Raw genomic sequence first — 21,212 nt, forward strand, 5'->3', positions numbered from 1 at the left:
GACCAAAGGGGCAGGCCATTGGAGTGGCTGACGGACAACAAGATTCCCGTGGGAGACTGGGCGAGCAATTTCTTCAACTGGCTCAAGGACAATTTCTCCGGTGTCATCGACACGCTGGCCGAAGGTGCCGAATGGCTTATTGAAGGCTTGTTATGGGTCCTGCAAACGCCACACCCGCTGATCATCATCGCTGTCTTTGTCGGCCTTACCTGGTTGCTGCAGCGCAATTGGAAGCCGTGCCTTCTCGTAGCGCTCGGTCTTCTCTTCATTCTTAATCAGGGCTACTGGCGCGAGACCACCGAGAGCCTGACGCTCGTCATGTCCGCCTGCATTGTCTGCATGGCGATCGGCGTGCCCATCGGCATCGCTGCTGCGCACCGGCCCAATCTCTATCGAGTATTGCAGCCCGTCCTCGATCTCATGCAGACGCTGCCCACTTTCGTGTACCTCATCCCCGCCATCGTTTTCTTCGGTATCGGTATGGTGCCGGGGCTGATTGCTGCGGTAATTTTTGTGGTGCCTGCGCCCATCCGGTTGACTTATCTGGGCATCTCATCAACTCCGACACCCTTGCTTGAGGCCGCTGAGGCGTTCGGCGGTACAGGCGGTCAGAAGCTACGCAAGGTGGAATTGCCCCATGCCCTGCCGCAGATCATGGCCGGACTGAACCAGACCATCATGCTGTCGCTCTCGATGGTTGTCGTGGCGGCGCTGGTCGGTGCTGATGGCCTCGGCGTGCCGGTGGTGAGAGCGCTCAATCAGGTCAACACCTCGCTCGGTTTCGAAAGTGGCTTTGTTATTGTGGTCGTCGCCATCGTGCTCGATCGGATGCTGCGCATAGGACAGGACAGAAAATGAGCAAGGCTGTCATTTTCGATAAGGTAGACATCGTCTTCGGCGACAAGCCGGAAGCGGCTCTGGTGCTGATGGATGAAGGTAGGTCCCGTTCCGAAATCCAGGCGGAAACCAACCAGATCCTTGGGGTGCACAATTGCTCGCTCGAGGTGGAGGAGGGCGAGATCGTGGTCTTCATGGGCCTTTCGGGATCCGGCAAGTCCACGCTCCTCCGGGCCGTCAACGGTCTTAATCCGGTGGCGCGGGGCTCGGTGACGGTCACCACGAATGGCTGGTCGGTAGATCCTGCCAACTGTTCGCAGGAAGAACTGCTGAAACTCCGGCGGGAATGCGTCGCCATGGTGTTCCAGCAATTCGGGCTCCTGCCTTGGCGCAACGTGATCGACAATGTCGGTTTGGGGCTCGAGTTGAGCGGCATGAACAAGGCCGAGCGCACGACCAAGGTTCAGGAGCAGCTTAAACTGGTGGGGCTCTCCGAATGGGGTGAGAGCAAGGTCAGCGAACTATCTGGCGGCATGCAGCAGCGCGTTGGCCTCGCCCGGGCTTTCGCCACGGACGCCCCGATCCTGCTAATGGATGAGCCGTTCTCGGCCCTTGATCCTCTTATCCGGACGCGCTTGCAGGACGAACTGCTCGAGCTGCAGGCGAAGCTCAAGCGCACCATCATCTTCGTGTCTCATGACCTTGATGAGGCCTTCAAGATTGGCAACCGCATCGCCATCATGGAGGGTGGGCGGATCGTCCAGTGTGGCACGCCTCAGGAAATCATAGCCGACCCGGTGAGTGATTATGTGGAGGACTTCGTCACGCACATGAACCCGCTCAATGTCTTGCGGGCCGGCGATGTGATGGCCAGCAACCCCGTAGCGGCGCCTGATGTAGAGATGGACTACGAAACCCCTGTCTCGGCGGTAATTGACACGCTTTCAAGCGGCGCTGCCGTGATCGGCGTAACTGAAGCGGGCGAGCCGGTGGGGCGGATCACCAACAAGGAGATCATCTCGGCCCTTCAATCGAAGGATGGCGCGAACGGTTAAACTGCCGCGCGTACTCGCCTCCACAGTTTCGCGAGGAACTCAAGTCTGCCCCGGTCGAGCACAGAGATTTTCGCGTGGGCGATACCCCATTTTGGCAATGCTCATAACCGTCGCTACAGAGTGACGTAGTCAGTCTCCTGGAAATCTGCCACTTGCGTCTTCCAGAATGTCTCGACGAAGGCGGTATGCAGCGGATGAGAGTTGTACGCGTCGTATGCGGCTTGATCGTCGAACTCCATCGAGAAGCCGAAGGTGAAGGCACACTTCCGACTGACCTGCCGAAGTTGCTCGAAGTTTCTGACGCCGGGGATCTCGGATAGGACTAGAGCCTCTTTAAAGAAGTCTCGCTTGCCTTCTGAACACGCCGGGTGCCGAAGCGTGAATGCAACTGTGTGTCGGATCATCTCTTTGCCTCTCCGGCGCCTTTTTCTATCAGTTGTTCAGGACCGCTTGGTCAGCGAGCAGTCTTGTCGAGAGCACGCTCTGGCGTGACGCTGATTGTTGCGGTGTGCGGCGCTCTCATCCATTGGGACCATAAAGCGCCTGCTGAACGACACCCGCAAGCACAAGATAGATGGAGGTTGCCGCCAGCGCCCATTCTGCCCAGCCTGAGAGGTTGAAGTCCGTGGCGACTGCCAACCCCGCCAAGACCACCCACAGCGAAGTGGCGGGCAGAGTCAGCTTCCGCCAGCGTGCCGTGCGAACCGGGTGAACGAATTTCAGCGGCAGGAACATCGAAATTGCGAGAAGCACCACCAGCAGGAGGATCACCCAGGAACTCGGTTCGAGCGCAAAGAAGACCAGCACTGCCATATTCCAACAGCCTGGGAAGCCTGAGAAGGAGTAGTCTCGGGTCTTCATGCCGGTGTCCGCGAAATAGATGATGCTGGCATAGATGATTAGGATGGTTGCGAACCAACCAGCCCATTCCGGCAGCAGTCCCGATGCGAACAGTGCATAGGCCGGGATGAAGACGTAGGTGATGTAGTCGATGATGAGATCCATCAGGGCCCCGTCATAGCGAGGAGCGTTCCGGCCAACCTTGTATCGACGGGCAAGTGGTCCGTCGATACCGTCCACAGCGAAGGCGACTACTAGCCAGAACCACATCAGATTCCAGCTGCCGTCGACGGCAGCGAGCATCGCCAGCATTGCGAGCACGGCACCTGTAGCTGTCAGAAGATGGACGGCGAGGGCTTTGTGGCTTGGACTCATCATTTCAATGTGGATGAACACGACCACTGGAGCAACCGTCCCCTCGGAAACTGGTTTCGACGTGCGCGGGTGCAAAGACCCGCCGCCGGCAGAAGAGTTGGGCCGTGCCGACATGCAGACGATGGCGGCAGCCTCGGTGATAGCCTCGCGGCTTGCGTTTCCTGATTTTGCGAGGCGATGTGGTGCCGTCTGCTCTAGGATGGGCTTGCCAACTTTTGCTTCCCATCAAACGGAATGGCGTGCTGCAATGTGAACCGCGTAGGGTTTGCCGGCAACTGTATTCAGGTAGCCAGGATTTCCCGGAAGTAGGCGCCGTCCGCAACCATACTGTTCAAGACGCTGAGCAGCTTTCTGGCGGTCGCCGTCAGTGCGGCTTTCACTGGTTTCCCTGCGTCCTGTAACTTTCGCCGGAAGGCTTTGAACGTTGTCGAATGCCTTGAGGCATGCAAGGCAGCAAGATACAGGACTGTTCTGACGGTTGCCCTTCCGCCGCCGATGACCCGCTTACCCTGCCGCTGTCCACTGTCACGGGCGATCGGAGCGAGACCGGCTAATGCCGCGATCTTTCGGCGATCCGTCGTGCCGATTTCCGGCAGCTCGGCCATCAAGGTTGCGGAAACGATCATACCTACGCCAGGCACTGATTGAAGCATGCGGTCCGTTTCCGCTATTTCGGGCGACGATTGGATGATCTCGGCGATCCTGGCCTCGACCTTTGCAATTCGCCGTTCCAGAACCAGGATCAGGCTTTTCATATCGGATCTGGAATCGCTGTCTGTCGTTTGCTGGAGACGGGTCGCCTCCTGCTTTCGCATTTCAACTAATTGACGGCGCCGGATGATCTGCGCGAGCAGCACTTGCCTGGTAGCCGAGATCGGGGGCGTCTGTGCCGGCTGCAGCTTCTGTCCAAAGGTCGCGAGCATCCTGGCATCAACGCGGTCGGTCTTGCCGATCACTCCCATGGCTCTGGCGAAGTCACGCGCTTGGCGAGGATTGACTCGACTGAAGCTGGATTTACCCGCCTCAAGCCCGTCGCGCAGCGCTCGATCGTAACCGCCGCTAGCCTCAAAGATGACCCATGCTCCCTCGCGCGCAACAGCACTGGCAAAGCTCCGGATTCCGGCTGGAGTGTTCTCGATACGCCGGGCACCATGAGCTGGATGATAGATGTCGAGCCAAGCCTTGGCGACATCAACGCCGATGTAAATCTGGTCCATTATGTCTCCTGTTCCTGTACTGCGGGGTCTGCGCAACAGCCCCAATCAACTGTTCAGGATGAACGCGAAAATCGGGTGGCTCCCTTGCCGGCAAACGGGCTTGATCAATGGCCCCGGAGGCTCGCGGGATGCCACCCGCACCATCCATAATAACCGATCTCGCAAAGACAGGAGGCTGCTTGGTTTAAGTTACGCGGCCATGGCCGGTTGTTACAGTGTGGGGAACACGACCAAAGCTGCATAACCAGCAACTGCCGCAAGAAAGCGTCGGCGGCTGAAGACCGTGTTCATCGGGCCGCTCCAGCTTAATCGTTGTCGGCCGGTGCTGGCCGCGTTAGAATGAATGTACCCACCAGAAAAAGGAAAAAGGCCGTCACGCTGGCAAGCGGCCAGTCAGGAGAGGCGGTGATAAGCAGAATGATGTAACTCGCCCCCATCATGCCGACCGCGAGAGCTTTCGCCCGAGGGGCTACTGCTCTCTCCCGACGCCAGTTCCGCAGCGGTTCACCAAACACTGGGTGGTTCAGCAGCCATTGCTCGGCCCGGGGAGAGCAACGCGAGAAGAACCATGCCGCGGCAAGCAGGAAGGGTGTGGAAGGAAGGACCGGCAGCAGGGCACCGGCAGCTGCCAAGGACAGCATTGTGCCTCCTAGAGCGAGATTGCACGCCCGCATCACCCTCATTGCCGCACTTCTCCTGAGATCATCTGCATCGCCGCCGACCCAAGTGTAGCCGCCCGCGCCACATCATCGAAGAGTTGCGCCAACTCCTCGAAAGCGGAGCGGTCTACCTCGGTCCAGCTGATATCGTCGAGTTCAGCCAGCATCTGAGTCAACGCAATTATCCGTACTAGCTGCCCGCGGGCCTTCAGAAGGGCGCTCCGATCCCGCCGCGCCTGCTCAAGTGTCATGAAACGGGCAATCGCTTCGTCCACCTGCTCGCGGCACTCGCAAGTGCTGGCGGCGTGCTGGATTGTAGATCGGAGGCGCTGCGCCAAGTCATCTGTTTGGCTCGAGGTTTCGCGGCTGATAACTGGATGAAACGACATGAGCAGGCGGCCAAGGTGGTTTGCTGCGGTGCAGCTTAGCTATCTTGTGCCATCATGTGTTTGTTCTGTCGCAAACAAGGGTAGGCTAGCTCACCTTGCCCGGAGGATCGATTGGTTCTCCGGACGTGCCGTCCAGTTCGCGCGTTACTATAGGCGCGTCAGCGTCAAAGAGGACGCGCTGGCTCGCGCCGTCCAAATCCTCATACTGTCCATCTCGCAGGGTCCACAGGAAGACGACCAGACCTGCGGCACCGAGCACGACCGAGATTGGGATCAAGAAGAAGAAATCGCTCACAGAATGGCCTCCGAGCTGCGCTCCAGAGGAGCGAGTCCTGGACGGCGGAAGCCCAGCCGCAGAGCGTTGAGCACCACCACCACTGACGAGAGCGACATTGCGATGGCCGCGACGAACGGGTTGATCAATCCCGCAACCGCTGCTGGTAAGGCAATGGCGTTGTACAGCAAGGACAGAGCGAGGTTCTGCTTGACCAGCGCGCTTGCTTCTCGGGCGATGCGTAGCGCTATCGGAACGGCGAGCAGGTCGCTTCGCAAGAAGACGAAATCGGCTGCATTGCGGCCCACATCTACAGCGTTGGCCGGCGCCATCGATACGTGAGCGCCAAGAAGAGCGGGCGCGTCGTTTAGGCCATCCCCAACCATGAGCGGGCGGTGGCCTGCATTGGTGATCGCCTTGAGACGCTCGCATTTGTCGGCGGGGAGCGCTCCGGCCAGAGTGTCGTGTATACCGAGTTTATCCGCGACTTGCTGCACCGCCTTGGGCTGGTCTCCCGAGACGATCTCCAGAAGCACGCCATCCGTCTTCAGCGTCGCCACGGCTTGCGCCGCTCCTGGCCGCAGTCGTTCCGCGAACTCGAAACCTGCCAGCAGCGCGCCATCGCGTGTGAGCACTGTTCCCGTCTGACCAGGTTCGGAGAGAGCCCACCCGGCGCGGCCAAGGCGGTATATCGAGCCACCCTCGCGAGCCTCTACGCCAAGGCCGGGTACTTCCTCTAGGCTCTCCCAGCTTCGGGCGCGGTGATCTCCAGCACCAGAGGCAGCGCGCACAATTGCCCTTGAATAGGGGTGCTGGGATCCCTGCGCTATGCTTGCAGCCAGAGCCATGATCTCGGCGGGTATGGTGGTACGGTTGGCCAACTCAGGCGTGCCTTCGGTAAGCGTACCGGTCTTGTCGAAGATTGCGGTGTCCACTTCAGCCAGTCGTTCGAGGGCGCTACCGTCCTTCATCATAATGCCCGCATCGAACAGGCGCCGTGCGGCTACAACTTGAACCATCGGCACGGCCAGCCCAAGCGCGCAGGGGCAAGTGATGATCAGGACGGCGATGGCGATGGTGGCCGCATTATGCAGGTCGCCATCAAAGAGCATCCAACCCACAAAAGCCGCGGCGGCGGACAGATGCACAACGGGCGAGTAGAGCTCGGCAGCACGGTCAGCAATGCGCCGATAGCTAGCCCGGCCGTTTTCGGCGCCTTCCAGCAGCCTGATCATCTGCGCGAGAGTAGATTCCTGCTCGCTAGCCTCTACCTGCAGGGTGAGGGACCCGGTCAGGTTGAGGGTTCCGGCCTCGACGCGAGTGCCGGGCTGAACAGGATCGGGAGTGCTTTCTCCGCTCAGGAGGCTGCGGTCCAGGTCGGAGCTACCTTCGATCACAAGCGCGTCCACGGGGACGCGCTCGCCGGGCACCAGCAACACGATCATCCCGGGGGCGATATCTCGGAGCGGCAAGTACTCGCAGGTGCCGTCCTCCTGTTGGACTAGGGCGCCGCGAGGGGAGAGTTGGGCCAAACCTCTCACGGCCATACGGGCTCGCTCCCGCATGACATGGTCGAGTGTTCGCCCGATCAGCAGAAAGAACAGAAGAGATACGGTAGCATCAAAATAGACCTGCTCGCCGGATCTGATGGTGTCGTGAAGGCTTAGCGCGAAAGCTAGAATGATGCCGATAGTGATCGGTACATCCATATTGGTGCGGCCATGCGTCATGGCCTGCCAAGCGGAGGCATAGAACGTGCGGCCTGAATAGAGCAGGGCGGGCAGTGTCAGCCCGGCGCAGATCCAGTGCAGAATGTCGCGGGTGGGACCATCAGCGCCCGACCACACCGAGCCCGACAGCATCATGATGTTCATGGACGCAAAGGCAGCGACCGCGAGCGCCCTAATCAGCGCGGGCAGTATCTGATCCTTTTGCTCGTCATGGGCTTCGTAGAGATGTGGTTCGTAGCCCAACCTGACCATTGCATCGACGACTGACGGTATCGTGTCGCCGGTCCAGCGGACAGATACGCGTTTGGTCGAGAGGTTCACCCGTGCCGATTGTACCCTCGGTATCTGCCCCAAGGCCTGTTCAATGGTGTTGATGCAGGCACCGCAGTGGATTGCCGGTACAGCGAAGTCGGACTGCCGGATGCCGCCGCCGAGATCCCGACTGGCGAGTTGCGCCTCATTGGCCGAGGGACCTCGTTGCACGGGCCCGGCAACAGCCTCGACAAACTCGGGCGGAGGCAAGCAGCAGCTCATTGCCTTAGCCTTTCACCGCCATGTAAGCATGCCAAGTTGCATGACCGAGCAGCGGGAAGATCAAGATCATTCCGATCAGACCCGTCAGCAGTGAAGCGGCGGTCAACGCCATGACAAGGGCGCCCCACACGAGCAATGCCGGCAGGTTGTTCCAGACCAGGGACATCGACAGCCCCATGGCGGAAAACGCATCCGAATGCTTGTCGAGCATCATGGGGATTGAGAAGGCGCTGATGGCAAAGGCGAAAGCGGCGAATAGCCCACCAACGGCGGTACCCGTCACAAGCATGGCGACACCGGTTGGTGTGGTGAACAGGAGGCTAAACAACTCGTCGGCGCCAGGGAACGGGCGCCATCCGAAGAACAGGGCATAGAGCAGGACCGCGGCGCGCATCCAGACCAGCATGAGCGTGACGAGAACCGCCCCGACAAAGAGCAGGTGGGCCGCCCCACCATTCGTCGGGAAAAGCATGGCGACCAAGGAGACGCGCTCGCCCGCTTGCAGGCGGCGGCTCTTCTCGTACAGCCCCGTGGCGAGCAGGGGGCCCACAACAAGGAAGCCTGCCAATGCGGGGAACAGCACCTGCACCCAGTCAAACTGGATCATGCCCACGAGCACCAGGAGCGACAGCATGGCCACCCCCACGCCGTAGGCGAGACTGGAGAACGGGTCCGTCCATAGGTCACGCCAGCCGGCGGCCAGCCAGCCAAAAGCTGAGTTGGCGGCGAGGTTTCGGCGGTGATCGACCGCTTTGGGGAGCGGTGGGACAGTTTCTGGAATGCTGAGGAGGGTCTTCGCCATTGGAGGTGTCCGGGTTGATGTCAGCAGGCGGACTTGGCAGCGCGGTAGCCGCCATGCTTGCTTTCAGTTTTGAGGTGAGTGACGCAGTCTGGCTGCGATGCAAACGCCACATAGACAAGATGCGCATTGGCTCCGATCAGCACGCCAACGATGGCCAGTGCAGCCATGAGCAGCATCAGCGGGGTGCTACGACGCTTCGGCTCCGGTTGGTCCAGGGTCACCGGCGAACTCATTGCTGAGCCTGTCGCAGTTCGAGGACGTAGAGCGTCAAAAGCTTGATGTCTGTTGGCGAGAGTCGCCCCTCCCAGGAAGGCATCGTGCCGGCACGACCATGGTAGACCGAGTCTCGAATGCTGGCCCTGTCGCCGCCATAGATCCAGAATTCGTCGGCCAGATTGGGAGCACCACTCTCGACCATGCCCGTCGCCTCGAGACCGTGACACCCCGCGCAATTGTTGGCGAAGATCTCCGCCCCGGCAGCGAGAAGCTCGGGTTCAGCAGAACTGGCGACCTCTGGCTTGGAAAGCGACTCGACATAGGTCACCACCGTGCCAATCTCTGCGCCGCTCAACATCTTGTCGCGACCAAAGGCCAGCATTTGGGCATAGCGCGTTTCCGGGCTTTGCCCATTGATACCGACACGAATGGTCTCGGCGATCGTTTCGGGCTCGTCGCCCCACATGGCCGGCGCATTAGCCAAGTTCGGGAAGCCGGGGCCACCGGTGGCCTTGGCGCCGTGGCAGCCGGCACAATTGTCGGCAAAAAGCGTGGCTCCGGTATCTCGGACCACCTGCATCAGGCTCTCGTCTGCCTGGATGCTTGCAAAGTCAGTCGCACCAATGCGATCCGCCCATGCCGCCCGAGCCGCTTGCGCTTGCGTGAGACTTTCGCGAACCGCGACATGCTGATCAGCGCCAAGCAGTCCGCGGAAGTAACCGTTCAAGCCCGGCCAGCTCGGCATCAGTACCGTCCAGAGGATTGCAAATCCCCCAAAGGCGATGAGAGCAAGATAAACAGGTTTGGGAACCGGAGAGTTCAACTCCTTGATACCGTTCCATTCGTGGCCCGTCGTCATCTGGCCGGAGAATTCGTCGCGTTCGCCTAGCGCCATGGCCGGTCCTCCTCTTCGCGCACCGGCCGCTTGGCCGCTTCTTCAAACTTCTTTCTGTTCGAGGGCCAGTAGGTCCAGGCGACGGCAATCACGCTGAGGCCAACAAGATAGAAGAGCCCGAATGACTTGGAGAAGGCGACGACCGCGTCGTGATCGAAGGGCATCTATTGCACTCCCGCCAAGGCAGTTTCTTGCGCGGCATCTGTCAGGGTGCCGAGGACCTGGAGATAGGCCACCAGCGCGTCCATATCGGACAGCCGCCCCTGTACGCCGTCAAACATTCGGATGTTGGTTTCGGCGCCATAGCGCTCTGCCACACCACCAGAAGCCGGAGAGTCCGGGTTCGCCTGACCGAATGCATCGATCTCGGCATTGGCAATCTGCTCGTCGCTGTAGGGGACACCCACCGTCCTGAGTGCCGCCAGATGCGCTCCGAGGTCGTCGGTCTTTAGCTGGTCGCGAAGCAGCCAACGATAGGCCGGCATCTTGGATTCGGGCACCACGTCACGCGGGTTGTTAAGATGCATTGTGTGCCAGGCATCCGAGTACTTGTCGCCCAGGCGAGCCAAGTCTGGCCCCGTGCGCTTGGATCCCCAGAGCTGTGGATGGTCGTACTGGCTCTCGACTGCCAAGGAGTAGGGTCCATACCGCTCCACTTCGTCCTGCAGGGTACGGATCATCTGACTGTGGCAGGCGTAGCAGCCCTCGCGGATGTAGATGTTGCGGCCGGCAACTTCGAGCGGAGTATAGACCCGCATATCAGGTGCTTCTTCCACGGTTTCGTCGATGGTGAAGAGGGGCGCGATCTCGATGAAGCCGCCGATTGAGGCGACTATGACGATGAACGCCACCAAGCCTACGGCACTGCGTTCCAGATTGTAGTGAAGGCCAAACATTGCACTTATTCTCCAGCTTGCAGTGCCGGCTGGGCAGGCAGGTCGAAGGCGACCTCGTCAGCGACCGGCGCGGGCATGCGGATAGTCATGATGATGTTGAAGAGGGCAACGAGGGCACCCAGTAGGAACAGCAACCCGCCGAATGCACGCACGATGTAGTAGGGGTGCATGGCCACTAGGCTATCGATGAAGGAGTAGGCGAGGCCGCCACTCTCTGTGTAGGTGCGCCACATCAGGCCCTGGATCACACCCGAGTTCCACATCGCGAAGACGTAGATCACGGTACCCGACAGGGCGAGCCAGAAGTGCACTTCCACCAGCTTCTGCGAATAAAGGTTTGGCCGCTTCCACATGGATGGAACCAGCGAATAGAGCGATCCAAAGGTGATCATGGCCACCCAGCCGAGAGCGCCGGCATGCACGTGCCCTATGGTCCAATCAGTGTAGTGGCTGAGCGAGTTCACGGCGCGGATCGCCATGAAGGAGCCTTCGAACGTGGTGATGCCGTAGAAGATTGCGGCAAGCGCCATGAAGCGGAGTACCGCGTCGTCGCGGACCTTGTGCCAGGCACCGTTGAGCGTCAGCAAAGCGTTCCCGGCAGAGGCCCATGATGGGACCAGAAGAACGACCGAGAAGGCCATGCCGAGGGTCTGAACCCAATGGGGGAGGGCGGTGTAGTGCAGGTGGTGCGAGCCCGCCCACATGTACATGAAGGTGATGCCCCAGAAGCTGATGATCGACAAGCGATACGAGAATATGGGCCGGTTGGCTCGCTTGGGCAGGTAGTAATACATCATGCCCAAGAAGCCGGCGGTGAGGAAGAAGGCGACCGCGTTGTGCCCGTACCACCACTGCGTCATGGCATCCTGCACACCCGAGAACAGCGAGTAAGACTTTGCGCTACCCAGCGAGATCGGGACGGCTAGGTTGTTGACGATATGAAGGATGGCCACCACGAGGATGAAGGCCATGTAGTACCAGTTAGCCACATAGATGTGCGGCTCTTTGCGGCGCGCCAGGGTGCGCATGTAGATGGCGAAGTAGACCACCCAGACAACGACCAGCCAGATGTCGGCGTACCACTCGGGCTCGGCGTATTCCTTTGATTGGGTGAGGCCCATAAGGTACCCGCTGGCCGCCAATAAGCAGAACAGATTGTAGCCAAGCAGCACGAACCATGGGCTGATCTGATCGGGTAGGCGGGCACGGGTCGTGCGCTGGAGGACATGTAAAGAAGTGGCAATCAAGGCATTGCCGCCAAAGCCGAAGATGACGCCGCTCGTGTGCACAGGGCGTAGCCGGCCGAAGCTCGCCCAAGCGGCGTCGATGGTGAAATCCGGCCATGCCAGGAGCGCCGCGACCCAGAAGCCGGCGCCCATTCCGACGACACCCCAGAGGAGCGTCAGGATAATGCCCAGCTTGGTTGGCGCGTCGTAGTATTCGTTCAGCCGCTCTGCCGATGGCTCCGGTGCGTTGTACCGTTGCGCGACGGCGGTAAAGCCGATCACGCCCGCAGCGAGTACCATCCAGCCGTGGATGCCGAGCAGGTCGGCGCGCCCCGCCGCTGCCATTGCGAGCCCCAGCAGTGTGAGCACGCCGAGTATGATCATTGCCCACAGCCGTTCGGTCCGTGTCAGATCTGCTATCATTGATTTTGCCCCGTTCCCCAGCGGGCGAACGACCCGCGTTTGGGTCAGAGGTAGAGCAAAGTTCAGCAGCGTCTTTGATCTAGCGCAAAGTCTCTCCGGAGATCAGCGTGGCCCTTGAACATATCGAGCGTGAAGGGGGACTTGGCTCAGGCGGATGGCTGGCGGCCTTACCGTGAGCCTTCTTCAGCGATCGTCAACAATGCGTTCTGGTCGCGAACGAGTAGCTTCTGCCGCCCACCTTCCACCAGTCCGCGTGATTCCCAGGCGCTCAGAATGCGCGAAACGGTATGCAGAGTGGTGCCGGTCATCTCGGCAAGGTCCTGGCGCGAGATCTGGAAATCGATCCGCACGCCGTTCTCCTCCCGTTTTCCCGCTTGCTTGACGAGGCGCAGGACAGCGTGGGCGAGGCGACGTTCGACCTCCTCCGTCGCCATTTCGCGCATGCGCGTGTGCGCCTCCTGCAGGCGCTCCCCGATCGTTTGCATTGCATTGACGGCCAGGGCGGGAATCCGTTCGATCAGACTCCCCCAGACCTCGGTCGGCCAGCAGACGACTAAGCTTTCCGCAACTGCAACCGGAGTGCCGGGGTAGTCCTCTCTTTGGAGGGCTTTGGCAAAGCCGAAGATATCGCCGGGATGGACAACGCGGACGATGATCTGCTGACCGTCTGCCGTAACTTGGGTGACTTTCAGGCGCCCATGCAACAGCAGAAAGAACTCTTTCGCCGGCTGCCCCTGCTCGAAAATGGCCGTACCGATCGGTGCCCGCCGCAGTGATGCCTTGGCTAGCAACTGCTCCAGTTCTTCGGCGCTCAGCTTCTCGAAAAGAGGCAGCTCCCGCACTAGCGTAGGGTCAACTCCAGCCAATGTCTTCCCTTCAACCTGAGCGTGAGATGAGCCTTACACGATGGTGGGCAGCTCGATCAACGTATGGCGCCATTCTCGAAATCGTAGCGCTCTTTGACCCCGGTCAAAGAGGCGATGGGCCATCATGCATAGAAACAACGTCGAAGGGGCCAACGGGTCCCAGCGCTCAAGGAGAAGAATAATGCGCACCACACTCAAAACCATCGTGATCGGCTTGGCATTTGGGGCGTTCTTGGGGGCGCCAGCCTTTGCGGCGGACTATGAGATCAAGATGCTGAACAAGGGCGATGCTGGCGCGATGGTCTTCGAGCCGGCGGCGCTGCAGATCCAGCCCGGTGACACGGTCACGTTTGTGCCTACGGACAAGAGCCACAACGCTGAGGCAATCCTGGGCATGATCCCAGAGGGTGCCGAGGCATTCAAGGGCAAGATCAACCAGGAGGTGAGTGTAACGTTCGATGTTCCCGGCCTTTATGGCGTCAAGTGCGCACCGCACTTCGGGATGGGCATGGTTGCCGCGATCGCGGTGGGCGATGAACTGCCCAATCTGGAAGAAGCCAAGGCCGTGAAGGTGCCGCCCAAAGCTCAACAGCGGTTCGATGCGGCCTACGAAGAACTGGGTCTCTGATCTGACATCGGTCTATCTGATCTACCCCGCAGGCCAGCCCTGCGGGTTTTTCTTTGCCCCATTGAGATCAGCCCCTCGCGCGCAGCAAACCTAGAACGTCGAATTGTTTGATCTGACGCAAGGAAGGACCGGGCGCTCGGTCCTAGGGTGTCATCGACCACACAAGAGGCGCGGCAATAAAACCCGCCCTGACTGGCCAGGACATTCTGGAGAAGAATCATGTTCAAGAAAGCGCACCCCGAGACTGAAGTTGCCCAAGAGGGCCAGGGCGAAAAGCTGAGCCGTCGCACCCTGCTCGCTGGTACTGCCGGTCTCACCTTCGTCGGAGCCTTGGGGGGTATGGCTGTGCAGGCGAAGGCTGACCATCGGCACATGTCGGATGCTGGAGGCACAGGCAGCGGTCGCTTGTATCAAACCAGCCCAACGATGCCAGCCCATGCTGACATCGCCCATGACCCCACCGACATTCCACCCCCAATCACGCGGCGCGAACCGCAGACCATCAGGGTGGACCTTGAGACGGTGGAAATGGAGGCCCATTTGGGCGGCGAGAGCCTCTTCCGCTACTGGACCTTCAACGGGCGTGTTCCGGGTCCGTTCATTCGAGTTCGCGTCGGCGATACCGTCGAGTGCTATCTCAAGAACGCCGAAGACAGCTGGATGGCGCACAATGTCGACTTCCATGCGGCCACCGGCCCTGGTGGCGGTGCCGTACTGACTACCTCGATGCCTGGTGAAGAACATGCGTTCCGCTTCAAGGCTCTGAACCCTGGTCTTTATGTGTATCACTGTGCCGTGCCGCCGGTGGCGCTGCATCTGGCAGCCGGGATGTACGGTCTGATCTTGGTGGAACCAGAAGAAGGTCTCGCACCGGTCGATCGCGAGTTTTACGTCATGCAGGGAGAAATCTACACCGAGGAGGCCTATGGCACCCCGGGCCTGCTGACCGAGAGTTACGAAAAGCTGCTCAACGAGCGTCCGGAGTACTTCGTCTTCAATGGGCATGTCGGTGCCCTGACCGATCACTTCCCGCTCAAGGCGAACGTAGGGGAGACCGTGCGCATCTTCTTTGGCGTGGGTGGTCCTAACTTCACCTCCTCGTTCCACGTCATCGGCGAGATCTTCGACCGCGTCTATCAGGCGGCTTCGCTCACCAGCCCACCGCTTACCGACGTGCAGACGGTGACGGTCCCCGCTGGCGGAGCTGCGATGGTCGAGTTCAAATGCGACGTGCCCGGACGCTATGTCCTTGTGGACCATGCCCTGTCGCGTGCTGAACGCGGGCTCGCTGGTTACCTGATCGTGGAAGGGGAAGAGCAGCCCGACATCTTCGGGCCGATCGGTGAACCCCCTGACGCGGGTATGTCGGGACACTGATTGACTGCACGTAAACTGCGCTGGTCACCGGCGCCAACACAGGAAGCGCACCCACGAGTGCGCTTCTTCCGTATGGGTCACTTTACAACCGAAGGAAGCAATAGCTGCAAAGCCACTCCAAACCCAGTATGTGCCGCTGAGCCCTGCTACTAGGCCACTAACTGGGTGAACAGTGCGCCGGATGCAGTTCGAATGGAAAGACCCTATACGGTGCCGCATTCACCCCAGCGTTGTCCAGGATTTGGTCAATAGCAGCAGCAAGTCCCTTGATTATGTGCTGTGGGGAAAACTCCATGCAATGGAGGGGCAGCAATGTCGCATCTTCAATGGCGCGGGACATCGTAGCGGCGGCTCGACTTCCGTGCCGCATCGCGGCTGATGTTTTTTGCTCTCGCACTTTGACTCCCGCGGCACAGAGCAGAATGAGCGCCTTGAGGTATAATCGCTGCTGTCCCTCGCTCAGCTGCCATACATCCTCCCAGGCCTCGTGCGCTTCCCAGTAGTAGCCATGATTAAAGAGGTCCACGCCCCAGGCGAACTCCTCCAGCCTCGCAGCCGGATGGGAAGGCAGCGCGGCTATGCGGCCGAAACTGTGTCCACTCGGATGTCGGACCGGATGAGGAGACCGCCCCGGCAGGTAGGCGTAAGCCGGAAAAGGGCGGTGTGCCGCGTACTTCGGAGGACATTGTCGTTCTATCAAGCATCCCCTCCTGGCCGTATCCGATTCAAATAACCACGCCGGCCTGCTCGCAATTTGATCCAGCGCAAGCAGTGCTTGAGCCTGAGCAGTAGTATGGCGCCGTGCTGCACATGCTGGAAGGCACTGAAGCCATCTGAGGCAGCGGTCGGCAGGCAGAAGGCCGTCGGTGCCCTGCTGAGTTGCCCACCCAGTGCCCACAGCACTCCTTCTCACATGCTACCGGGAACACGTGAAATGCGGCGCAGCTATAGCCCAGGAAGAAACTATCGAGGGCTCCTTCGTTCTGCCCAATGTGGACCGGGAGGTTTCCGGAGAGATGGTGGTCCAAGAGACTGGGCCGCTCTCCCGCCAGCTTGAACTGACTTACTTCAATCTCGATACCGGTGAACCAATCTCTCGGTTCGATGTCGAGCTTACCCAACAACTCCATGTGCTGGCCACGGACTCAGCACTTTCGCGCCTCATCCATCAGCACGTCGAGGCGGCCGATGAGGAGGGGCGCTTCACCACCGAGATCGCATTTCCCGAACCGGGTCTCTACCACATCTACACGGACGCGGTCCCCTCCGGGCTAGGCCAGCAGGTGCTCCGCTTTGATATCCAGGTGGGTGATCGAAGCGACGAGGACTCAACGGCCGGTGCGGCGATGACAGGACAGCCGGCCGTTGTCGCGGACGGGCTCGTCGCCGCGTCCGTCGAGGCTACACGGTGCTACTGGATGCCTCCGAGCTCGTAGCGGGACAGGAAGGCACGATGAGCCTTGTCGTGGAAAAGGGCGGTGAGCCGGCGACCGATCTCGAGCCCTATCTTGGTGTGGCCGCTCACGCTGTACTCGTCAGAGCCGAGGACCTGACCTATGTGCATGCGCACGCCATGGCCGAAGGGGACCATTCACACGAGGACCACGGTAGCATGGAGCAGCAGGGACACATGGGCGGTCACGACCACGAACCGGCCGCCTATGACGAGCGCGGAGCCGGGTCGCGCGAAGAGCACGGCCACGGCCATATGGCTGATATGTCTCACTCCTCCTCTGCTGGTCACGTCGGACACGCAGGACATGGAACCGGCGAAAGCGATGCTGCCGCGGTCGCTGCCGAGATGAGCATCCACCTGACGCCGCACGCTCCAGGCACCTATGCGCTCTGGGTCGAGTTCATCGGCGGCGGCGAAGTGGTGACGGTGCCCTTCGCTCTCCAGATTCCGCAAGAAATTGATCTGTTGCAATGATTTGATGCCCGGACGGGGCTACGAAAGTCTCATGGGAGTAGATGATCCAACACTGGAGAAGATGACATGGAGAAAACTGTTGTGCTGACCGCTATCGCACTGACCTTGGGAAGCGTTCCTGCGCAGGCCCACATCGTCCTCCAGAGCAAGGAGGCGCAGTTGGGCGCCTCGTATCCAGCCGTGCTCGTTGTTGGACATGGCTGCGGCGGCGAAGCGCCGACGAGGGTTTCTTGTCCAGATCCCGGAAGGACTCTACAAAGTTACGCCAGGCCCATGCCCAAGGCAGGTTGGGATATTGAGACGGTAGCCGGACCCTACGAGACCCCCTTCATGAACCATGGCACCGAGCTTACCGAAGGGGTCAAGGAGATTTCCTGGACCGGTGGGTCGCTGCCGGACGACTTCTTCGACGAGTTCACCTTCCGCGGGACTTTTGCTGAAAACCCCGAGGAAGGTACCACCTTCTATTTCTCAGTCATCCAGACTTGCGGCAGCGATGAAGATGCCTGGATTGACCAGTCGGGGAATGAGGACGTGGAATTCCCTGCTCCTGCAGTTACCCTAAAGGCGGGTTCGGGGCATCACCATTGAGGCTTTCCAACTCGGACGCGGGGCTTAACCCGCGTCTGCCCGCTTCCAGAGGTGACGGCCTTTACTGCAGCACAAGGAGCGGTCAGATCACGGCAATACCGGGTTGATCGAGGACTAGGTGTGGATCATCGCCAAGGGATCTGCGCCAAACAGCACCACATGACAGCCTATGAGTAGCCATGTGGTCAGGAGGACCGTCAGCACCAAAGCCAACACCATGGCGCGATCGACTCCCAGCCGGGCTCGGCCTTGCGCCACCGCCAGAAATGGAACGATAGACGTATTCTGTTTCAGGGAGTCCAGCGAGGCATCCTTGCGTTTGCTGCTCCTCCGCTCAGCCATGACGATCCCGAAAACACCGAACACGGTCAAAGCCCCGAACAGCAACAAGGCTCGGAGGTCGCCATTGGCCACGATGTGGCTGGCTGCCCAGAGAACAAAGCCCCACAAGACCGGGTGCCGGGTAATCGCCACAATCGTCCCGGGCTGGCTCCCTTTGCGCATGCTCACGGAGATTGGGTTGGGACTGAGAAGACCCGCCAACAGCAAGAAGAACGCTATTGGCGTGAGGATAAGCGGCACCCAGGCGTGCCACGGGGCTGGAGACCAGAGTTCGATATAATCGATTTGCAGTGCCGCATGGAAAACCCACGCCAAGCTAGCAAGTGAAACAACCGAATAGAGAATGAGATAGGCGCGCCGGCCCAGGACCGCGATCAGGCGCGCTCGGATTGTGGGGACGGAGGGTACCGAATGGAGGAGCAGGAACACGAGCAGAGCAACAAGAAACTGTGTCAATCGATCAATCCGGGTCTGGGCAGGCGAGTGGGCGCGTAAACAGCACCCCGTCGCGGCGCTACGCTAGTTCCTTTTGTAAGAGTCGCTTTGTTCCCGATCAAACTTGCATCACCTGACAACGGTGAAGTTTGAGCTGCGACAAAGCGCACATCATTGTCCGGTGGTAAACCGCTTGAGACTGAGCGGCACACAACTGCCAGCTGCTGTCGCCGGCACAATCACTGAGGACCTCGCGATGAACGATCTTGAACTCGATGTCCGTCCAATCTTGCGCAATGGCGGCGAACCATTCAGTGCCATCATGGGTGCGGTGAACGCTCTGGCTGCCGGGCAGCGCCTGCGGTTGTTTGTGACCTTTCGACCTGAACCCCTGTTCGAGGTGATGGCCAAAAAGGGGTTCTCCAACGAGGCAATGGCGCTGCAGGGGGGCGACTGGCAGATCGTCTTTACCCCAACTGCCGCAAAGCCACCCGGTGGGTCGGCCGACAACCCCAACACCTGGGACGATCCCAAGCATTATCTCGATTGCACGGAAATGGAGCTATCTGAAGCCGAGACTATCGTCCTTGATCGGCTCGCGAGTATGCCCGAAGGGGAGGTCCTCTTCGCTATCTTCATGGGCGAGCCGACTTCCTTTTTCAGCACGCTGAAGGGGCGAGGCCACGCGCAGGTGGGGGACTTCGCCGAAGACGGTCAAACCTATCGATTGCTCATCCGATCGGGTGGACGTTCCTAGCCGCAAACGCGGGAGCCCTGAGACGGCCGTGCTATTCAGGGCGCGGCTTGCGCCGCGTGAGCAGGACCGGGGCGTACTCCACGATATAGAGCGTGAAGGCCAGGACCCAGCATATCCCGCTCGCCGAAACCAATGTCAGATAGTGGTCTGGCAACGCTGTGGCGAGCGGGCGTAGTATTGCACCGGATATCAGCAGCGCATAGCTGATGGCGGTCGAGAGAGGCGCGGTAAGCGGGAGCCCGGTATGACCGCGTGTTGCGCGGCTCATGATGGCCAGGGTCATGAGGCCAATTGCGCCAACCGTGAACACGTGAAGGGCCGACGCGAGGTCGAGCCACCCAAACGGCACGAGCGCTATGGCGATGAAGCCCAAGGGCACGAATGCATAGGCCAGGTGCAGCACGAGAACCAACCGCTCGGCCCCTGTCTGCCAACCACCCCACCGGCTCAACCGCACAAAATGCAGGGCGCCCGCCGTCAGGCAAACTAGTCCAGTGACAATGTGGTCGGGCAACACCACCCAAAGCGTCAGGGCGGCTAGGCCGTGAGGAGCGCTATCGTGTCCAGTAGTCTAAAAGGCACGGCTAGTGTCGTTACGTGACGCTTGGCAAGCCAGTTCCGTGTGAAGCTCGGCACGACACGCCCTCCGATGATGGTGACCAGCATGACACTTCTGGGTCCGTATCCGCCGCAAGCGGGATCAGACGAGACCATTCTTCAACGGCGCAAGCAGTTTGCGGGCAAGGGCGACAATTGCAGTCTTCTTGTACCGGCCACCGCTCTGCATGACGCGCGTCCTGAACCATTGACTGAGGGTCGAGTTCGGCTGATGGCGCACCCAGAGCCAGGCAACTTGTACAAGCGTCGATCGCAGCCGAGGATTGCCGGATTTCGACACCCCTTGCTCATAATTGATCAGGCCACTTTGCCACGGCGTTGGGGCAAGACCTGCGTAAGCGGCGACCTGCCTTCGGTTGTCGAACTTCCGGGAAAGTCCCTCGGACCACAAGACAGCCGCAAATTCCGGGCCGATACCCTTGAGATTGAGCAACAGCGCCGGTGTGGGCACATCTGCCGCAGCGAGCATAGCATCGCGTTCCTCCTCGACGGCCTTGATCTGCTGGATCAGCAACTCGATCCGATCAAGTTCGCGGCTGATCTGTGCCCTGAGTGCCGGCGGCAACGGCCGTCCATCTCCGGTGGCAAGCAGATCGAGGCACTTGCGTCGGTCGGCCTTCAACGGCTCGTATCCGGCCACGCCTTGGCTGAACAGCAGACCCTTTATCCTGTTGACGTGCCTGATCCGCTCGTTCGTCAGCGCCTTTCGCTCGCGCACTAGACGGCGACGATCCTCCTCCTCCGGCGTTGGCACCCGCAACATGGCACAAACGCGAGGCTCGCCGCGACTGTAAGCCAGTAAAGCCCGGATGAGTGCCTCGCCGTCGATCCGGTCGGTCTTGGCCCGGCGGCGGCGGCGTGATGTGGCAATCGACGCCGGGTCGACGACGTAGCTTTCGATACCTTCGCGCCCAAGAACCCGGTGTATCCAGAATCCATCCAAACCGGCCTCCTGGATGCAAATGATCCGCAAGTTATGTTTCGTTCTTTCTTCCGCCTTGCGTTGCAGTTCAGCGAAGTGGTCGAGCAAACCCGGAACGTCACCCGCCGACACGATGTGTCGTGACATTTTCTCGCCGCGTCCCGGAGAGAGGGACGTCACAAGCCACTTTGAACGAGACAGTTCTAACGAGACAAATATTGCGGCAAGATCGACGCGGATTGGGGCCGGAGCTTTGGTGCTGTTGGCTTGCATGCTAACCTCCAGGTGATGTTTGGCGACCTCACTCTGGCAGAGCGTTGGCCGCTTTCCATCCCCATAGGATCTTCAGGGTAGCCGACCGTCCGCTTCCCGGCTGGA

26 protein-coding genes are annotated in these 21,212 nt (G+C 60.1%); 8 read left to right on the forward strand and 18 right to left on the reverse strand.

From position 1 onward, the window contains the following. Positions 1-18 precede the first annotated feature (18 nt). Both choW and choV read left to right on the forward strand, forming a co-directional pair. Entirely contained in the window at positions 19-858 is an 840-nt protein-coding gene (gene choW, locus QOV41_RS09075) for a choline ABC transporter permease subunit (protein WP_284580945.1), read from the forward strand. Next, positions 855-1,892, forward strand: coding sequence for a choline ABC transporter ATP-binding protein (gene choV, locus QOV41_RS09080; protein ID WP_284580947.1), 1,038 nt, complete (start codon positions 855-857; stop codon positions 1,890-1,892). Before choW ends, choV begins: the two co-directional genes overlap by 4 nt. 113 nt (positions 1,893-2,005) lie before the next feature. Here choV and QOV41_RS09085 read toward each other — a convergent pair whose 3' ends face one another. The 14 genes from QOV41_RS09085 to QOV41_RS09150 form a co-directional block, all read right to left on the reverse strand. Continuing rightward, positions 2,006-2,296, reverse strand: coding sequence for a Dabb family protein (locus QOV41_RS09085; RefSeq protein ID WP_284580949.1), 291 nt, complete (start codon positions 2,294-2,296; stop codon positions 2,006-2,008). A 115-nt stretch (positions 2,297-2,411) separates the two neighbouring features. Then, on the reverse strand, positions 2,412-3,110 hold the full coding sequence (locus QOV41_RS09090) for a CDP-alcohol phosphatidyltransferase family protein (protein ID WP_284580950.1): 699 nt from the start codon (positions 3,108-3,110) through the stop codon (positions 2,412-2,414). Positions 3,111-3,388: 278 nt separating this feature from the next. Continuing rightward, complete coding sequence (locus QOV41_RS09095) at positions 3,389-4,324, reverse strand: IS110 family RNA-guided transposase (protein WP_284577271.1); 936 nt, start codon at positions 4,322-4,324, stop codon at positions 3,389-3,391. A 305-nt stretch (positions 4,325-4,629) separates the two neighbouring features. After that, on the reverse strand, positions 4,630-5,007 hold the full coding sequence (locus QOV41_RS09100; protein WP_350151019.1) for a YbaN family protein: 378 nt from the start codon (positions 5,005-5,007) through the stop codon (positions 4,630-4,632). Then, on the reverse strand, positions 5,004-5,372 hold the full coding sequence (locus QOV41_RS09105; RefSeq protein WP_284580951.1) for a hypothetical protein: 369 nt from the start codon (positions 5,370-5,372) through the stop codon (positions 5,004-5,006). The genes QOV41_RS09100 and QOV41_RS09105 overlap by 4 nt, the downstream gene beginning before the upstream one ends. Positions 5,373-5,457: 85 nt before the next feature. Then, positions 5,458-5,667 carry a cbb3-type cytochrome oxidase assembly protein CcoS gene (gene ccoS / locus QOV41_RS09110; protein ID WP_284580953.1) on the reverse strand — a complete coding sequence of 70 codons (210 nt, stop codon included), beginning with the start codon at positions 5,665-5,667 and terminating at the stop codon, positions 5,458-5,460. Next, complete coding sequence (locus QOV41_RS09115; RefSeq protein ID WP_284580955.1) at positions 5,664-7,898, reverse strand: heavy metal translocating P-type ATPase; 2,235 nt, start codon at positions 7,896-7,898, stop codon at positions 5,664-5,666. The genes ccoS and QOV41_RS09115 overlap by 4 nt, the downstream gene beginning before the upstream one ends. A 16-nt stretch (positions 7,899-7,914) precedes the next feature. Continuing rightward, positions 7,915-8,712, reverse strand: coding sequence for a DUF2189 domain-containing protein (locus QOV41_RS09120; RefSeq protein ID WP_284580956.1), 798 nt, complete (start codon positions 8,710-8,712; stop codon positions 7,915-7,917). Positions 8,713-8,732: 20 nt separating this feature from the next. Further along, positions 8,733-8,933: a hypothetical protein gene (locus QOV41_RS09125; protein WP_284581437.1), complete on the reverse strand. Its 201-nt coding sequence runs from the start codon at positions 8,931-8,933 to the stop codon at positions 8,733-8,735. Between the two features lie 8 nt (positions 8,934-8,941). Further along, the gene (gene ccoP, locus QOV41_RS09130) at positions 8,942-9,823 is read right to left on the reverse strand and encodes a cytochrome-c oxidase, cbb3-type subunit III (protein ID WP_284580958.1); all 882 of its coding nucleotides are present in this window, start codon (positions 9,821-9,823) and stop codon (positions 8,942-8,944) included. Beyond that, positions 9,814-9,987 carry a cbb3-type cytochrome c oxidase subunit 3 gene (locus QOV41_RS09135; protein WP_284580960.1) on the reverse strand — a complete coding sequence of 58 codons (174 nt, stop codon included), beginning with the start codon at positions 9,985-9,987 and terminating at the stop codon, positions 9,814-9,816. The genes ccoP and QOV41_RS09135 overlap by 10 nt, the downstream gene beginning before the upstream one ends. Further along, the gene (gene ccoO / locus QOV41_RS09140) at positions 9,988-10,719 is read right to left on the reverse strand and encodes a cytochrome-c oxidase, cbb3-type subunit II (RefSeq protein ID WP_284580962.1); all 732 of its coding nucleotides are present in this window, start codon (positions 10,717-10,719) and stop codon (positions 9,988-9,990) included. A 5-nt stretch (positions 10,720-10,724) separates the two neighbouring features. Then, positions 10,725-12,368: a cytochrome-c oxidase, cbb3-type subunit I gene (ccoN, locus tag QOV41_RS09145; protein ID WP_284580963.1), complete on the reverse strand. Its 1,644-nt coding sequence runs from the start codon at positions 12,366-12,368 to the stop codon at positions 10,725-10,727. Between the two features lie 167 nt (positions 12,369-12,535). Next, positions 12,536-13,234, reverse strand: a complete 699-nt coding sequence (locus QOV41_RS09150; RefSeq protein ID WP_284580964.1) for a Crp/Fnr family transcriptional regulator — start codon at positions 13,232-13,234, stop codon at positions 12,536-12,538. A gap of 181 nt (positions 13,235-13,415) precedes the next feature. Between QOV41_RS09150 and QOV41_RS09155 the strand changes: the two genes are divergently transcribed. Together QOV41_RS09155 and nirK are read left to right on the forward strand one after the other, a co-directional pair. Continuing rightward, positions 13,416-13,862 (forward strand): pseudoazurin, encoded by a 447-nt coding sequence (locus tag QOV41_RS09155; RefSeq protein ID WP_284580966.1) that lies wholly within the window; start codon positions 13,416-13,418, stop codon positions 13,860-13,862. A 219-nt stretch (positions 13,863-14,081) separates the two neighbouring features. Further along, positions 14,082-15,239, forward strand: a complete 1,158-nt coding sequence (gene nirK / locus QOV41_RS09160) for a copper-containing nitrite reductase (RefSeq protein WP_284580967.1) — start codon at positions 14,082-14,084, stop codon at positions 15,237-15,239. 157 nt (positions 15,240-15,396) lie between these two features. Here the strand turns inward: nirK and QOV41_RS09165 are convergent, their stop codons facing one another. Beyond that, a complete protein-coding gene (locus QOV41_RS09165) occupies positions 15,397-15,765 on the reverse strand; it encodes a DUF309 domain-containing protein (RefSeq protein WP_284580969.1) in 369 nt (122 codons plus the stop codon). Between the two features lie 403 nt (positions 15,766-16,168). Between QOV41_RS09165 and QOV41_RS09170 the strand changes: the two genes are divergently transcribed. The 3 genes from QOV41_RS09170 (at position 16,169) to QOV41_RS09180 (ending at position 17,760) form a co-directional block, all read left to right on the forward strand. Further along, positions 16,169-16,675 (forward strand): hypothetical protein, encoded by a 507-nt coding sequence (locus QOV41_RS09170; RefSeq protein WP_284580971.1) that lies wholly within the window; start codon positions 16,169-16,171, stop codon positions 16,673-16,675. Between the two features lie 17 nt (positions 16,676-16,692). Then, positions 16,693-17,169, forward strand: coding sequence for a hypothetical protein (locus QOV41_RS09175; RefSeq protein ID WP_284580973.1), 477 nt, complete (start codon positions 16,693-16,695; stop codon positions 17,167-17,169). A 66-nt stretch (positions 17,170-17,235) separates the two neighbouring features. Further along, complete coding sequence (locus tag QOV41_RS09180) at positions 17,236-17,760, forward strand: YcnI family copper-binding membrane protein (protein WP_284580974.1); 525 nt, start codon at positions 17,236-17,238, stop codon at positions 17,758-17,760. A 114-nt stretch (positions 17,761-17,874) separates the two neighbouring features. Here QOV41_RS09180 and QOV41_RS09185 read toward each other — a convergent pair whose 3' ends face one another. Continuing rightward, positions 17,875-18,558, reverse strand: a complete 684-nt coding sequence (locus QOV41_RS09185) for an NnrU family protein (RefSeq protein ID WP_284580975.1) — start codon at positions 18,556-18,558, stop codon at positions 17,875-17,877. Positions 18,559-18,793: 235 nt separating this feature from the next. Between QOV41_RS09185 and QOV41_RS09190 the strand changes: the two genes are divergently transcribed. Then, positions 18,794-19,294 (forward strand): DUF2249 domain-containing protein, encoded by a 501-nt coding sequence (locus tag QOV41_RS09190; RefSeq protein ID WP_284580976.1) that lies wholly within the window; start codon positions 18,794-18,796, stop codon positions 19,292-19,294. Positions 19,295-19,325: 31 nt separating this feature from the next. Here the strand turns inward: QOV41_RS09190 and QOV41_RS09195 are convergent, their stop codons facing one another. Next, on the reverse strand, positions 19,326-19,826 hold the full coding sequence (locus tag QOV41_RS09195; RefSeq protein ID WP_284581252.1) for an NnrS family protein: 501 nt from the start codon (positions 19,824-19,826) through the stop codon (positions 19,326-19,328). A gap of 168 nt (positions 19,827-19,994) precedes the next feature. After that, positions 19,995-21,107 carry an IS110 family RNA-guided transposase gene (locus QOV41_RS09200; protein WP_284580977.1) on the reverse strand — a complete coding sequence of 371 codons (1,113 nt, stop codon included), beginning with the start codon at positions 21,105-21,107 and terminating at the stop codon, positions 19,995-19,997. Positions 21,108-21,212: the final 105 nt, after the last annotated feature.

Origin of the sequence: Devosia sp. RR2S18 (assembly GCF_030177755.1) — a bacterium.
Classification (GTDB): domain Bacteria; phylum Pseudomonadota; class Alphaproteobacteria; order Rhizobiales; family Devosiaceae; genus Devosia; species Devosia rhizosphaerae.